Annotated in this window: 15 protein-coding genes; 14 read left to right on the top strand and 1 reads right to left on the bottom strand. The window is 57.6% G+C overall.

All coding sequences use genetic code 11. From position 1 onward, the window contains the following. Positions 1 to 60 precede the first annotated feature (60 nt). The 5 genes from ACR0EN_RS01330 to ACR0EN_RS01350 all read left to right on the top strand — a co-directional run bounded on the left by ACR0EN_RS01330 (position 61) and on the right by ACR0EN_RS01350 (position 4259). The gene (locus ACR0EN_RS01330) at positions 61 to 1005 is read left to right on the top strand and encodes a class II glutamine amidotransferase domain-containing protein (protein ID WP_170421277.1); all 945 of its coding nucleotides are present in this window, start codon (positions 61 to 63) and stop codon (positions 1003 to 1005) included. Then, positions 1002 to 1715 carry a GltB/FmdC/FwdC-like GXGXG domain-containing protein gene (locus tag ACR0EN_RS01335; protein ID WP_170393282.1) on the top strand — a complete coding sequence of 238 codons (714 nt, stop codon included), beginning with the start codon at positions 1002 to 1004 and terminating at the stop codon, positions 1713 to 1715. Before ACR0EN_RS01330 ends, ACR0EN_RS01335 begins: the two co-directional genes overlap by 4 nt. After that, positions 1700 to 3124: an FMN-binding glutamate synthase family protein gene (locus ACR0EN_RS01340; RefSeq protein WP_170393281.1), complete on the top strand. Its 1425-nt coding sequence runs from the start codon at positions 1700 to 1702 to the stop codon at positions 3122 to 3124. Before ACR0EN_RS01335 ends, ACR0EN_RS01340 begins: the two co-directional genes overlap by 16 nt. A gap of 50 nt (positions 3125 to 3174) precedes the next feature. Beyond that, entirely contained in the window at positions 3175 to 3819 is a 645-nt protein-coding gene (locus ACR0EN_RS01345; protein WP_170801040.1) for a type 1 glutamine amidotransferase, read from the top strand. 89 nt (positions 3820 to 3908) lie between these two features. Continuing rightward, positions 3909 to 4259 carry a hypothetical protein gene (locus ACR0EN_RS01350; RefSeq protein WP_170801038.1) on the top strand — a complete coding sequence of 117 codons (351 nt, stop codon included), beginning with the start codon at positions 3909 to 3911 and terminating at the stop codon, positions 4257 to 4259. Here ACR0EN_RS01350 and ACR0EN_RS01355 read toward each other — a convergent pair. After that, entirely contained in the window at positions 4256 to 5395 is a 1140-nt protein-coding gene (locus tag ACR0EN_RS01355) for an FAD-dependent oxidoreductase (protein WP_480584873.1), read from the bottom strand. The genes ACR0EN_RS01350 and ACR0EN_RS01355 overlap by 4 nt on opposite strands. Before the next feature lie 92 nt (positions 5396 to 5487). Here ACR0EN_RS01355 and ACR0EN_RS01360 point away from each other — a divergent pair, with 92 nt between their 5' ends. The 9 genes from ACR0EN_RS01360 to ACR0EN_RS01400 all read left to right on the top strand — a co-directional run bounded on the left by ACR0EN_RS01360 (position 5488) and on the right by ACR0EN_RS01400 (position 13570). Further along, positions 5488 to 6780 (top strand): glutamine synthetase family protein, encoded by a 1293-nt coding sequence (locus tag ACR0EN_RS01360; protein ID WP_170405351.1) that lies wholly within the window; start codon positions 5488 to 5490, stop codon positions 6778 to 6780. Next, on the top strand, positions 6780 to 7046 hold the full coding sequence (locus tag ACR0EN_RS01365) for a EutN/CcmL family microcompartment protein (RefSeq protein WP_170393276.1): 267 nt from the start codon (positions 6780 to 6782) through the stop codon (positions 7044 to 7046). The genes ACR0EN_RS01360 and ACR0EN_RS01365 overlap by 1 nt, the downstream gene beginning before the upstream one ends. A 43-nt stretch (positions 7047 to 7089) precedes the next feature. Then, entirely contained in the window at positions 7090 to 7398 is a 309-nt protein-coding gene (locus tag ACR0EN_RS01370) for a BMC domain-containing protein (RefSeq protein ID WP_170393275.1), read from the top strand. A gap of 23 nt (positions 7399 to 7421) precedes the next feature. Beyond that, positions 7422 to 8606, top strand: coding sequence for a hypothetical protein (locus ACR0EN_RS01375; RefSeq protein ID WP_480584875.1), 1185 nt, complete (start codon positions 7422 to 7424; stop codon positions 8604 to 8606). Then, entirely contained in the window at positions 8606 to 9985 is a 1380-nt protein-coding gene (locus ACR0EN_RS01380) for an aldehyde dehydrogenase family protein (protein WP_480584878.1), read from the top strand. The genes ACR0EN_RS01375 and ACR0EN_RS01380 overlap by 1 nt, the downstream gene beginning before the upstream one ends. Further along, positions 9982 to 10605, top strand: a complete 624-nt coding sequence (locus ACR0EN_RS01385) for a BMC domain-containing protein (RefSeq protein ID WP_170393272.1) — start codon at positions 9982 to 9984, stop codon at positions 10603 to 10605. Before ACR0EN_RS01380 ends, ACR0EN_RS01385 begins: the two co-directional genes overlap by 4 nt. Further along, positions 10605 to 11786 (top strand): malate dehydrogenase, encoded by a 1182-nt coding sequence (locus ACR0EN_RS01390; RefSeq protein WP_170817689.1) that lies wholly within the window; start codon positions 10605 to 10607, stop codon positions 11784 to 11786. The genes ACR0EN_RS01385 and ACR0EN_RS01390 overlap by 1 nt, the downstream gene beginning before the upstream one ends. Then, positions 11783 to 12193 (top strand): Rid family hydrolase, encoded by a 411-nt coding sequence (locus tag ACR0EN_RS01395; RefSeq protein WP_480584880.1) that lies wholly within the window; start codon positions 11783 to 11785, stop codon positions 12191 to 12193. Before ACR0EN_RS01390 ends, ACR0EN_RS01395 begins: the two co-directional genes overlap by 4 nt. A gap of 96 nt (positions 12194 to 12289) precedes the next feature. Beyond that, on the top strand, positions 12290 to 13570 hold the full coding sequence (locus ACR0EN_RS01400; RefSeq protein ID WP_170510280.1) for an ABC transporter substrate-binding protein: 1281 nt from the start codon (positions 12290 to 12292) through the stop codon (positions 13568 to 13570). Positions 13571 to 13586 lie beyond the last annotated feature (16 nt).

Here is a 13586-nt window from a genome sequence, read left to right on the forward strand (position 1 = left end):
GGTTGCTATTGTTCGTGTACTGTATACAGTATACAGGAAAGAATGAACAGGGAGCTCTTCATGTGTGGAATTGCTGGTAGAATACTGGCCGCGCCCGGGAAGGTTGGGGCGGATCTTGTTGACCTGATGGATGCGCAGGAACATCGAGGCGCCGACAGCACTGGCTTCGCCGTTTATGGTTTGCCACGAGAAACGGGATACGTTTTACGCGGAATGGGATTCGACAAGTCTCAACAGGATGCGGATCTCTCCGCGTTTGAAACGATATTGCGTGAACACGGAAGCAGCTTTCTGTCTGACCCCCAAATCGTAACGGACCAAAGTCGTCACTATTGCTTTCGGATGGAAATTTCAGACCCAAGGAATCTTCAAGCCTGGGTCGCGGACGCGGATGAGCTGACAGACCGCATTGAAGTTCAATCCTGCGGCCGCAGTCTTGAGATCATCAAGGATATTGGTGGTGCCGAAGCCGTGGCAGAAAAGCACGGCGTTCGCGATATGATAGGAACACATGGGCTGGGGCATGCGCGGCTTGCGACGGAAAGTTCGGTATTGCCTAACGCATCGCATCCGTTCTGGGCGCGCCCATTTTCGGATGTCGCGATCGTACATAACGGGCAGATCACCGATTACTTCACTTGGCGCGATAAGCTGACCCGAATGGGTTATCGGTTCTTGACTGAGAATGACAGCGAGTTGATTGCCGTCTGGGTCAGCGACCAGATGAAGGCGGGCCTGACCATGGAGCAGGCGCTAAAGAAGTCCATTACCTCTATCGATGGTGTGTTTACCTACATGATCGCAACGCCAAACGGGATTGGGTTTGCCAAAGACCGATTTGCAATGAAGCCTCTGGTCGTCGTCAACCGCAATGGCGATCTGGCGGCTGCGACCGAAGAACAAGCGGTCCGCCGGGTGATGACCGAGGAATGCGATGTGATCAACTACGACGGCCCGTCGCTGACCGGTATCTGGGGCGTCGGAAACCGGAGTTTGGCGGCATGAATGAGGTGGCTGCAAAGATGGATGAGATCGTCATCGAAGTCGGCAAGCGACATATCCGCGAGGTCAATCGTGAGATAATGGAAGCCTGCACAATGGGTCGGCCGATCCGCGTGGTAGATACGCTGTCTCGTCATAATTTGGGCGTGGGTCTGCCAGATAATGTGGATATCACATTTGAGGGCTCTGTGGGGTACTACTGCGGCGGCCTCAACACAGGGGCGAACATCACAATTGAGCGCAATTGTGGGTGGGCCGTTGGCGAAGGTATGGCCAAAGGGCACATCACTGTCGGTGGCTATGCCGGTATGTCCTGTGGTGCTGCGATGATCGGCGGCACGATCCATGTCAAAGGCGATGCGGGTCCAAGGGTGGGCGTTGCGATGAAAGGTGGAAACATCGTCGTCGAAGGAAAGATTGGCTATCAATCCGGCTTCATGGCGCATTCCGGTCGGATCATAGCGCTTGGCGGAGCGGGGGAATCCTGTGCTGATGCGCTTTGGGAAGGTGAGGTCTGGGTAGCTGGCGAGGTCGACAGCCTAGGTGTGGATGTCGACGTGATCGAACCGACTGCTGAAGAAGTGGCCGAGGTCGATGCGATCCTCGACCCGCTCGGGCTTGTCGACAGTTCGCGAAATTGGCGCAAAATGGTTTCGGGCCAGCGTCTTTGGTATTTTGAAAGCAGGGACGCAAGCGCATGGCTCATGATCTGAGTAAACCTTACGAATATCCGTTCGACGTTGCCTCGGAAGAGGAAATCAGGTTCCGCGATGCGGGAGCGATCGACGGCCGCCCGGCTGGCGTTCCTTCGTCGTATGACGAAGGAGGTTCGACCCGCTGGACACCCGAGGCGATCTCGGAAGTTCACGCGCTGGCGCAGCTTGGGCGCTATCAGGTACGTGGATACAACACGTTCAACAAGCAATTGCCGACTTTTGATGATCTGACATTCGTTCCTGCAACGATGACCCGCCTGCCTCTAGAAGGCTATCGCGAGAATTGCGATACGACGACCGTTCTGGGTGGAGGGCGCGGCCTTGTGGAGCGCCCGCTTGAATTGAAGATCCCGATCTACATCGCTTCAATGTCCTTTGGTGCTTTGTCGGCATCGGCCAAGGCATCGCTGGGTTATGGGGCCTCGAAAGTAGGAACCATGACTTGCACGGGTGAGGGTGGCATGCTGGAAGAGGAGCGCGAAGCCTCCCAACGCCTGCTCTATCAGATGTCACCCGCGCGGTATGGTGTGGATCTGGATCATCTGCGCCGCGCGGATGCCTTGGAACTTGTCGTGGGGCAGGGTGCGAAACCCGGAACCGGGGGTCTGTTGCTGGGTATGAAGGTCAGCCCGCGCGTCAGCCAGATGCGAACTTTGCCCGAAGGCGTGGATCAGCGATCTACGATCCGCCATCCAGATTTTCTCGGCGCTGATGATTTGGCAGTGAAGATTGAAGAATTGCGCATCGCCACCAACTATCAGGTGCCGATCTTCATCAAGATGGGTGCGACACGTCCCCGGTTTGACGTGGCAGTTGCCGCCAAAGCGGGTGCTGATGTTGTAGTAGTTGATGGTGCCGAAGGTGGTACCGGCGCGTCTCCGGAGCTATTGCTAAACCATACCGGAATCCCAACGATGAGCGCTATTCGTGCCGCGCGTGAAGCATTAGACGAATGTGGCATGACCGGCAAAGTCTCTCTCGTGGCTGCCGGTGGCATTCGGTCCGGTGTGGACGCCGCGAAGTGTCTGGCCCTCGGTGCTGACGCTGTGATGATCGGCAACGCGGCTATGGTTGCGCTAGGGTGCAACAGTCCGCGCTATCTCGAAGATTACGCGGCGTTGGGAACCTCGCCGGGCGCCTGCCACCATTGTCACACAGGTCGTTGCCCGGTCGGGATTGCGACGCAGGATGAAAGTCTCGAAGCTCGTATGAACCCGAATGCAGGGGCGGAGCGCATTGCGCGCTATTTGACGGCCATGACCATGGAGATTACAGCGCTTGCGAAAGCCTGCGGAAAGTCCTCGGTACACAATCTGGAAACCGAAGACTTGCGTGCGCTTAGTTTTCAAGCGTCAGCTTTCACTGGGGTGAAAATGGCTGGAATTGACAGGGCTTTTGACTGGTGAAAATCGCAGTTCTTGAGTTGACTAGCCACCCGCTGCCATTGTTGGAGGGAATGCCGCGGACTTCACAGCAGATTCAGGAGTGGATCGCCCCACACCTACCGGAAGCCGAGTTCGTAGTAGTAGGGGTTGTTGATGGAGAACCGCTCCCGGACGAGAGCGATTTCGACGGTGCTATAGTCGGCGGATCTGAATTTGGCGTTTATGATGACACGGATTGGATGCAGCCGCTACGTGCCTTCCTGGATCGTTGTCGAGAAATCCGAAAACCAGTCTTTGGTATCTGTTTCGGTCATCAGATCATGGCTGACGTCTATGGTGGTCAGGCCGAGAAAGCCGAGGTAGGCAATGTCGTTGGCGCACGGCCCTTCGACTATGGCGGAGATAGCGTGGATGCATATGTCTGGCATCAGGATCAGGTAACAAGCATTCCGGACTCGGCTCGGGTGACCGGATCAGCGAGCCACTGTCCAGTTGGTGCACTGGATTATGATTTTCCTGCCCGCTCTGTTCAGTTTCATCCCGAATACAAGGCGCATCACTTGCGCGATCTGTTCACCAGAGGTCGAGAGGTGCTTTTGTCAGCTACGGAGGCGGATGATGGGATGTCCTCGATCAACGCGGCAAAGGTGCCGGACGATATTGCAGCGCTTCAAGCAGTAGAGCTTTTTCGCGGTACGTACGTCCCTGAACAATAAGCCTTTGAGCGAACGGCTCTTGATCCTAATCAAGTCCAGCCAAGCCGCATTATGTATACTGTATACGAAATCGGTTGGGAGATTTGGCAATGACGGGATACAAGGATTTCTTTGAGAGGATTGCGCGGATTGTGAATGCTCCACGCGAGGGAAGTATCAGCGATCTGGAGCTATCGGATCTCGGCCTGTCCCGCGCTGATTTGGCCATGTTACGCTCTGGCGCGCCCAACGCGCGAGAGCGTATACTCTCGATGGCTAGTCAGTTTGGCCTGAGTGAAGATGATCTTAAGGCCCATCCTGAGCTTGGCCTTGAGTTGGCGGAAAAATGTGGACATTGTCGCCAAGCAAAGACCTGCCGAGATGCAATTCGATCAGGTGTTCGCCTGCCTCAGGAAAAGTGCCCGAATTCAGGGCTCTATGCGGCGCTTTCAGAAGGTTAACGCCCGCTTGGACTTTCTTTTGGGCTCAGTTTTCTTCGACCAGTGATCTTGAAACGATCAGCAGTTCCGAAATCCTTCATTCCAACACCTGCCGCAAACTCTGCAAAAACCGGCGCGTGTTTGAACAGATGTCCCGAGCAGCCCCCGGCGAACAGCACGTTTCCATGCTCGGGGTGCCAATCGACAATAAAGTGTGTGTCAGGTGTCAGGATGATCTGGTTGAATTTGGAATCCACAACCCGCTCACCCTCAAGGCCCGGAAGTCGATGACGGATGTAGCTGCGAGTGCGTCCCAGCGTTTCCTGCCGGATCAGCCTTTCGTCATTGTCTAGGTCGATCTTGTCCGGAATTACGACCGCGGCTTTCACGCCTGAACCCTCGGAGGAGGGCAGCCCGAATGAGCCCTGACCATGATCGATCCAGCAGGGCATTCGGCTCATATCGAACTCCTCGGACCCATCTGGCGTTGAGGTATAGAGGACATTCACACCAACCACCGTCGATATCGGCTTGATCGTCCTGGGGAACATGTCCGCCATCCAGGGGCCGGTTGAGACAATGATAAGATCAGCCTCAAGCGGCTTTCCATCCAGCATTGGGCGCTCTGATCCATCGGTGGTCACGCGACCGCGCTGTACGATCCCGCCCGCTCGACGAAACAGTTCAAGCCCGGTCAAGACGCAGCGATGTGCCATTAACATTCCGGCTTCGGGTTCGAACAGGGCGTATTCGATGTCAGGAACGCGAAACTGCGGAAATCGCGATTCGATGTCCTGCCGTCCGAACTTGTAGTAGGGCACACCAACGCGGTCGAAGGTTTCGGCTGTGGCGTTCTCCCAGTCGCAATGACCGCCTGTTGCAAGAATCAGCGCACCGCATTCATACATCAGGTTCTGGCCGCTCTCGGCTTGCAGTTCCAGCCAGCGCAAGCGGCTTTCGCGGGCCCAACGTGTATAGAACTCGTCCCGCCCGGAAATCGCACGGATGACACGGTTGTAATCCGTTGAAGATGCACGGGAATGTCCCGGTTCCCAGCGATCTATCAAAGTCACTGCCTCACCACGTTGTTGCAGTGTAAGCGCCGTCATGACGCCGACGATGCCGCCTCCGACAACGATGACCGAGTTCTTGGACATGATGCAGATTTTCCTTGTTTATCGATTGTCTTTGTGAATACTGTATACAGAATACAACAATTATAAAGCCAAAAAACAGGGAGAGCGCATCAATGAGTTCGGGATTTGATCTGCCCGAAGGCACGCACACCGTCATACTCGGTGTGGGTGACCTCAACGGCATCATGCGCGGCAAGCGCATTCCGGCCAGCCACTGGGACCACGTCTGCAAAAGCGGCAATGCGCTGTCGATTGCATTGATGGCGATCGATATGACGTGCGACGTCTGGGATACGCCTTATGTCAATTTCGACAACGGCTACCCCGATATGCACGTCTTCCCAATGACCCAGCCCGTCGCTGTGCCGTGGGAGCCAGGCGTCGCTGTTTGCTTTGGTCGGGCGGAAGGTATGGATCACAAGCCGGTTCCGATCGATCCGCGTCAGGCGTTGGTGCGTCAAGTTGAACGGGCCCGCGAAATGGGGTTCGAGGTCAATGTCGGTACTGAACTTGAATTCTATCTACTGGATCCGGAGACCGGACAGCCGCGCGATAGCGGGATCCAGGTCTACGGTCTGGGCCGTGCTGCGCGGATGGAGCACATCGTTGGGCCGATCCGCCAACAGATCAACGAGTGCGGTATTCCAATCGAGCAATCGAACCCCGAATACGCTGCGGGTCAGATTGAGGTGAATATCCGTTACGGCGAAGCGCTCGCAGCGGCAGATCGTGTCGTCTTGTTTAAGTCGCTGATCCGCCAGCTGGGCATCGCCCACGGCTATCTGGCAACCTTCATGCCAAAACCGTTCTTCGATCAGTCCGGCAACGGCTTCCACACACACTACTCGCTTTGGAAAGACGGCAAGAACGTCTTTGCCGATAACGGCAAGATAAACGATACCGGCAAATCCTTCATCGCCGGGCTCCAACAACGCATGTGCGAAACGGCAATCTGTGGCAGTGGCACCGTCAATGGTTATCGACGCCGTCAGCCTTATACTTTCTGCCCGATCAACACGAGCTGGGGTTATGACAACCGGACCGTTGGTATTCGGGTCATTGAAGGATCCGACAGCGCGGTGCGCGTAGAAAAACGTGACGCTGGTGCAGATGCCAATCCCTACCTTCTGCTGGCGGCCGAGATTGCAGCGGGGCTGGACGGGATCGAGCAGGGCCTGGCTCCGTCAGAACCGACAACCGGCAACGGTTACGAAGAAGGGATCGGCGATCCGATCCCGACCGACTTGCCAACGGCGATCGAACTGGCGCGAGGATCCGAATGGCTTCGCGATCTCATGGGCGAAATGCTGTGGGAGCTGGTTCTGCAGCAGGCTGAGCGCGAGCTTGAATTCTTCAATCAACAGGTCACTCCGGTTGAGTTGGACCGTTACCTGAGGACCTTCTGATGCATTTGGGCAAGGTCGCCGGGACCGTCACAGCCACGGCCAAAGACGCAAAACTGGTCGGTACGAAACTGCTGGTGACGGATTTGGTCGATAGCAAAGGCAAGGTGATCGAACCGGCGCGGGTCGCCGTCGACACCTGCGGTGCCGGGGTGGGGGATACGGTTCTGCTGGTCAACGGCTCGGCGGCGCGTATGGCCGCCGGTCTGTCCACCGCGCCCGTCGATCTGGCGATCATCGCGATTGTGGATCGCGTGTCCACGACCTGAACCAAGAACACCAAACATCTAAATTTCTTTGGAGGAACTAAAAATGGCGAAACCAGTGGCGGGGCAAATGGCCCTGGGCATGATCGAAACGCGCGGACTGGTCGGCGCGATCGAAGCGGCAGATGCGATGGTCAAGGCGGCCAGCGTTTCGATTGTCGGCCAAACCAAGGCTGGCGGAGGCCTAGTCACCACCCTTGTGCGTGGTGAAGTCGGCGCAGTCAAAGCCGCCGCGGATGCAGGTGCGACAGCGGCAAATAAAGTTGGTGAAGTCGTATCCGTCCACGTGATCGCGCGCCCACATGATGAACTTGAGGCCATAATCGACAGCCTTGGTGCTGGCTCTGCGGCTTAATCCGTCTGTCTTGAGGAGACGCTATGTCAGCCGGTTTCGAGGAATTCACACGTGCAGCGACACGTGGCTCAACCCGGGGTGCACCTGAACATCCCAAGCTCGACCGGATATCGGTGTTGGGCGGCGGGGCTGATGCACGCCTGTTGGCAGCTCTTTGCCTTGCCGAAGGGGCTGAGGTAACCTTGTTTTCGGCCTATGGGGCCGAACTGTCGCTGTTGGCCCAGTCCTCGGGCATCTCGCTTCGGGGTGAGGGTCCGGTCGGGACCTATCAAGTCGATCGGGATGGGCCGTCGGTGCGCACAACTGCTGAGCTGGATGCAGCGGTGCGCGATGCACAGGTGATATTCCTGACCGGACCGCTTCACAAACAGCGCACGTATGCGATGGTGCTGGCCGACCACCTCAGCGACGGGCAAATCTTGGTCCTTGCGCCAGGACGATCTCTGGGGGCTGTGGAAACAGCCTGGTTGTTGCGTATCGGAGGCTGCGCGGCGGACGTCACGCTGGTCGAGGTTCAGGGTCTGCCATACTGGTTCCGTTCCGAGGGCACAGCTTTGACGCTTTCGCAGGCGGCACCGATGGCTGCGGCAACCTTGCCGCGCGGTCGGGAAGAGGTTCTGGACGCCGTGTCCGCCTATTTGTCCAACGTTCAGGCGGTCGACTCGGTTTTGTCGTGCGGCTTCAACGATCTGTCGGCCGCAGTCGAGATACCTGCGCTGATCCTCGGCGGTGCCGCAATGCGGACAGGTGGTCCTGACATTCCAATGGGTGGTGTTCCGCTTGAGGATAACCAGACCTTTGCGTCTCTGATTGGTCCGGACCAGACAGAGGTCATTCAGGGTCTTGCAGACGAACGGCGACGCATTGCTGCTGCGTTTGGAGTTCGTAATCTGCCGGAGACAGGGCAGTGGATATCCACTTTTGCCGGCGCCGAACGTGGCTCGGGCGCGCGTCCGATCCCGGATCAGCAAACGTCGCGCGGTATGATGCGGGATGGGGTGTTGGGCTCGCTTGTACCTTTGGTCTCAGCGGGTGAGCTTGCGGGTATCCCGAGCCCGTTGACGAACAGCCTGATCGCGATGTCCGACCGAATTTTGGGGGCGGATGTGGCTGCCGCTGGACGGCGCCTCGAAGCCATAGGGGTTTCAGCGGGCGACGTTGATCAAGCGCGCCGTATCTTTGACACCATCGTCACCGGAGCTTCTTGATGGATGCAGATCTGAAATCAATCGCCGCCGCACGGCGTGCCGCAGATAGCGCTTTCGAGGCTTATCGCGCCTTTTTGGGCACTGACCCGGCGCAGGTAGACGCAATAGTCGACGCCATGGCGCGCGCCATCGAGCCCGAGGCCGAACGGCTGGGGCAAATGGCCGTCGAGGAAACCGGATATGGGAATGTGCCGGACAAGCGCGTCAAGAACCTGTTCAACGCGCTTTCAGTCGCGGATTATCTAAGAGATGTGACAACGCTGGGATTGCTTTGGCGCGATGATGCGACAAAGATCGCAGCCTTCGGTGAACCGATGGGCGTTGTGGCAGCTCTGATCCCGGTGACGAACCCCACTTCAACCATCATCTACAAAGTGCTTTCTGCGGTGAAGGCAGGCAATGCGATCGTGTGTGCGCCGCATCCGCGTGGTGTGAGTTGTGGCATCGAAACGGTGCGAATTATGGCGCGCGTGGCTGAGCAAATGGGTGCGCCCAAGGGTCTAATCCAATGTCTGGATTCCGTGACAATTCAGGGCACAGCCGAGTTGATGAAACACCGCCGTACCTCGGTTGTGATGGCAACCGGTGGTCCTGCCATGGTCAAAGCGGCGTATTCCAGCGGCAAACCCACGCTCGCGGTCGGTGCGGGCAACGTGCCGTGTTACGTACACAAGTCGAAAGCACGCGATCTGGCGGAAGTCGCCGAGATGATCGTGACGTCGAAGAGCTTTGACTACGGGACCGCCTGCGTCAGTGAGCAGGCCGTCGTCGCTGATCCCGAGATCGCACGTGATTTGCGCCACGAGCTAAAATTGAAAGGTGCCTATTTCTGCACTCCGGCCGAAGCGGATCGTCTTGCCGGGGTGATCTTCAAAGGCGTGCAGACCATGGACCCTGAGAAGGTGGGGCAAAGCCCGCAGGCGCTGGCGGATGCTGCCGGTTTTTCCATCCCACCACGCACCCGGTGCCTCGTCTCGGAAGAAACTGAAGTAGGTTGGCAGCGCCCGCTGTCTGCAGAAAAGCTGAACCCCGTTCTGGCGTTCTACGCGGCGAAATCCACAGACCATGGGATCGAGTTGGCGCAATCCATCGCCAAGTTCGAAGGGTGGGGTCATTCCTCGGTCATCCATTCGGACGACCCTGAGATCGTGGCCCGTTTTGCCACCGTGCCGACGGGTCGGGTACTGGTGAATACACCGGGCATCATGGGCGGTATGGGATATTCGACTGATCTGGAACCATCCTTCATGTTGGGCACCGGTACGTGGTCAGGTTCGATCACTTCGGACAATGTGACAGCCCTGCATCTCATCAACATCAAACGGGTTGCCTACGAAAGCAGGCCCTGGCGCGACATTTACGAGGAGTATGGCGCATGAGCGAGATTACCATCCGGGCGCTGATGCAGATCGACAACCTGCAACCAAAATTCGCCGCCTATAACGGTGCGACGGTGCAAGGGTCGGTGCCCTTGTCCGGGGATACGGTTTTGATCGGAGAGTTTGCGCCGGGTAACGGAGTATTCTCGCTGATCGACCGGGCGCTCAAGGCATCTTCGGTTGAGGCGACAACACAGATGGTCGAGCGCGAGTTCGGGTTCTTTATCCTGCGGTCTCCGTCGAATGCGGAGGTGTCCGCCGCGCGCGATGCGATGCTGGCCGAGCTCGGCGCAACAATGTCTGACCGGTTGAAGCCGGCGATCAGTTCCACGCAGATTATCACCAGCGTCGAACCCTATCAGGCGCAACTGCTGAACAAATGGCGCAAGGGGGCTCTGATCGTTCCAGGGCAGACGTTGGGCATCGTCGAATGTGCCCCGGCTGCTTATATCTCGATTGCCGCGAATGAAGCGGAGAAGGCGGCAGAGATCGATATTGTCGAAGTGCGCGCCGTGGGGCGGTTTGGCCGCCTGTTCATCTCGGGGTCTGAAAACTCGGTCAAGACCGCCGTCGAGGCCGCAACCCGCGCGATAGAGGCGGTGGACGGGCAAGCCAACTGATGGCAGCGCCGCGCGTCATAGGTTCAGAGGCGGTCGAAGATGCCCGCCGTCGCGGTCGGATCGTGTTTGAAGTCCTGCCCGACGATATCGTGACGGCCTTGGCACGCGAAACTGCCGAGCGTGTTGGCATAAAGCTTGTCGACGGACCGCTGGAAAAGCCACAACCAACGCGTACAGACGCTACTATTTCAATGCAGCGTGTGTTGTATCGCCGCTCGCCCAAATGGGTTGCTCCGGTGCGTTCGAAACGCAAGGCCCGAAGGCTTGGCAAACTTGCCATGATCGGGGCAGGGGGCGTCGGGGGCAATGTGGCGCATCTGGCGGCGATGCAGGATATCGCGGATGAGATCGCGCTGATCGATATTGCGCCCGGAATGGCCGCTGCTACGGCGTTGGATCTGAACCACACGTCAGGCATTACCGGCGCTCGGTCACGATGTGTTGGCGGCGAGTCGCTGGACCTTGTGGCAGGTGCTGAGGTGGTCGTGGTGACCGCAGGCCGTGCCCGGCGTCCAGGTATGAGCCGCGCGGATCTGATCGATGTGAATGCGCGCGTGATCCGCCAGGCCGCTGAGGCCATACGCTCCGCTGCGCCTGATGCCATCGTCATCGTGGTGACCAATCCGCTTGACGAAATGACCGTAGAAATGCTGCGCGCAACCGGGTTCCCTCGTGAACGGGTGCTGGGAATGGCCGGTACTCTGGACAGCAGCCGGTTTCGCAACGCCCTTGCTATGGCTGCGGGAGTAGCGCCCGCTGATGTCGAAGCCTTCACGCTCGGAAGCCACGGGGACGAGATGGCGCCAATCCCAAGCCGGGCCAAAATTAAGGGTAGGGCATTAGACGTGTTTTTATCGCCTGATCAGATTAAGGCTTGCGTTCAGGACGCCGTGACCGGCGGTGGGCAGGTAGTTGCCCTGAAGAAATCCGGTTCCGCAACCATAGCACCGGCGCACGCGTCGATCGAGTTGATCGACCATATCCGGGGCGCACGCACCGGCCCGGTTCCGGTCTCGGTCATGTTGCAGGGGGAATATGGCATCGATGGGGTTGTGCTTGGTGTTCCTGCCCATCTGGGGTCTTCCGGGTTGGTCGAAGTCGAGGAGTTGAGGCTGACCGATCAGGAACAAGCAGCCTTGCAGAAAGCGGCGGATGCCATCCGATCGAGGTTGGGCCTGTGACCCTCCGCATCTGGAAGTCAGGCGGGCGGTTCGAAGAAGTTGCGTCTTATTCCCGCGCAAAGCGCGTCGGTCCCTTCGTTTGGGTGGCAGGGACCACAGCGATCGAACCCAGCGGGCGTATTCATGCGCCAGGAGATGTGGGAGCCCAGACAAAATACATTCTGTCCCGTATAGAAGAGGCGCTTAAGGCCGTCGGTGCCGAGATGCGCCATGTAGGCCGGGTCCGCGCATATCTGACCGATCTGTCGCGCGCGGGTGAATTCGCGAGCGTTCACGGAGAGGTATTCAAACATATCGATCCTGTTCTGACAGCCGTTCAAGCCGGGCTGACGCAACCCGGTTTGACGGTGGAAATCGATGTGGATGCGGTAATTCACGACGAAAACGGCGAAATCAGCGGAATCTGAACATGAGTCACCAAGAAAGGATTTGATCGAACTATCGTCTTGTGTACTGTATACAGAATACAAGAAGGGCACAATAAGACACAGGGAGCTAATGTGATGATCAAGACAGCGCTACTCAGCGGAACATGTATCGCGCTTGTGGCCTCGGCGGCCGCAGCTGAAATCAAGGTGGGCTTTATTGGATCTCTTTCCTCAGACACCGGTCTGTCGACGCTGCGTGGTGCAGAGATCGCGATTGAAGAGCTTAATGCGAATGGCGGCGTTATGGGGGAACAGATCACGCTGGTGTCCGCCGACACTGGGCAGGACCCGACCGAAGGGGTGCGGGCCTATGAATACTTGGCGGAAACCGAAGAAGTGGATTTCATCATCTCAGGCTCTATCGATGATGTTTCGCTGGGCTGGCTGCCGCGAATGCAGGAATACCGAATTCCGACGCTGGACACGTGGACGTCATATATCGGCATCATCGACATGGTGGTCGAAGATCCCGAAAGCATGGCACCATATTTCATGAACATCGCCTCAGACGAGGCGCTTGCCACGCTCTACATAAATTTTGGTGCCGACGTCCTGAAGGAAAAGATGGGTTGGGACTCCGTTGTCATTCTGGCTGAGGATACAGCGTTTGGCGAAGCGATCACCGGATTGGTGACCGAGGCGCTTGCGCCGGTTGCGGGGATCGAGGTCAAGGACATCATCACCTATGATGTTGCCACCGTTGATTTCGCGCCGATCTTCAGCCGTGCGCAGGATACCGGGGCTGACTTTATCTATCAGGTCTCATCCGTAAATTCGCAGGTGGTTTCGTCGCAATATGTGAAACTGCAGGTCCCCATGGCGATGACAGGTGTGAACGTAGCCGCATTGGGTATGGAATATTGGGAAGACACTGGCGGAGCCGGTGGCGGCATCTCGACCCTGTCTCCGATTCCTTCCGTGGGATTCAAGCTAGATCCGGCCAGTCAGGCCTTTGTTGATACCTATCAGGCCAAGTATGACAGCCGCCCACTGCTGCCGCATTTCAATGGGTTCAACGCCTATCACGGTCTGAAACAGGCTATGGCTGCCGCGGAAGAGGCGGGTGGCTTCGACAATGTCGAAGGCTGGGCCGATGCGATGAAGAAGCAGGATCTGGTGCTTGAGATGGATGGTCAGCTTTGGCTGCGCTACGCCTTCTGGGGCGACGATGAGGTCGAGCCTGTGACAGGCCGCACCTATCCTCACAACATTCGCTTTGATCTGTCTGAGCCGTTTGATGATGCGGCCCCGTCAATGGTCGTTGTTCAGTGGTATGAAGACGGGACTGCCGCAGTTGTGTACCCCGAGAAATACGCGACGGGCGAATTCACGCTTCCCAGTTGGGTCAAGCCGTAACCCGGTCGCGTCGTTA

This window comes from Ruegeria sp. AB7, assembly GCF_056542625.1.

Coding starts and splice junctions, on each gene's coding strand:
- ACR0EN_RS01330 (WP_170421277.1), top strand. CDS start 61: ATGTGTGGAATTGCTGGTAGAATACTGGCCGCGCCCGGGAAGGTTGGG.
- ACR0EN_RS01335 (WP_170393282.1), top strand. CDS start 1,002: ATGAATGAGGTGGCTGCAAAGATGGATGAGATCGTCATCGAAGTCGGC.
- ACR0EN_RS01340 (WP_170393281.1), top strand. CDS start 1,700: ATGGCTCATGATCTGAGTAAACCTTACGAATATCCGTTCGACGTTGCC.
- ACR0EN_RS01345 (WP_170801040.1), top strand. CDS start 3,175: ATGCCGCGGACTTCACAGCAGATTCAGGAGTGGATCGCCCCACACCTA.
- ACR0EN_RS01350 (WP_170801038.1), top strand. CDS start 3,909: ATGACGGGATACAAGGATTTCTTTGAGAGGATTGCGCGGATTGTGAAT.
- ACR0EN_RS01355 (WP_480584873.1), bottom strand. CDS start 5,395: ATGTCCAAGAACTCGGTCATCGTTGTCGGAGGCGGCATCGTCGGCGTC.
- ACR0EN_RS01360 (WP_170405351.1), top strand. CDS start 5,488: ATGAGTTCGGGATTTGATCTGCCCGAAGGCACGCACACCGTCATACTC.
- ACR0EN_RS01365 (WP_170393276.1), top strand. CDS start 6,780: ATGCATTTGGGCAAGGTCGCCGGGACCGTCACAGCCACGGCCAAAGAC.
- ACR0EN_RS01370 (WP_170393275.1), top strand. CDS start 7,090: ATGGCGAAACCAGTGGCGGGGCAAATGGCCCTGGGCATGATCGAAACG.
- ACR0EN_RS01375 (WP_480584875.1), top strand. CDS start 7,422: ATGTCAGCCGGTTTCGAGGAATTCACACGTGCAGCGACACGTGGCTCA.
- ACR0EN_RS01380 (WP_480584878.1), top strand. CDS start 8,606: ATGGATGCAGATCTGAAATCAATCGCCGCCGCACGGCGTGCCGCAGAT.
- ACR0EN_RS01385 (WP_170393272.1), top strand. CDS start 9,982: ATGAGCGAGATTACCATCCGGGCGCTGATGCAGATCGACAACCTGCAA.
- ACR0EN_RS01390 (WP_170817689.1), top strand. CDS start 10,605: ATGGCAGCGCCGCGCGTCATAGGTTCAGAGGCGGTCGAAGATGCCCGC.
- ACR0EN_RS01400 (WP_170510280.1), top strand. CDS start 12,290: ATGATCAAGACAGCGCTACTCAGCGGAACATGTATCGCGCTTGTGGCC.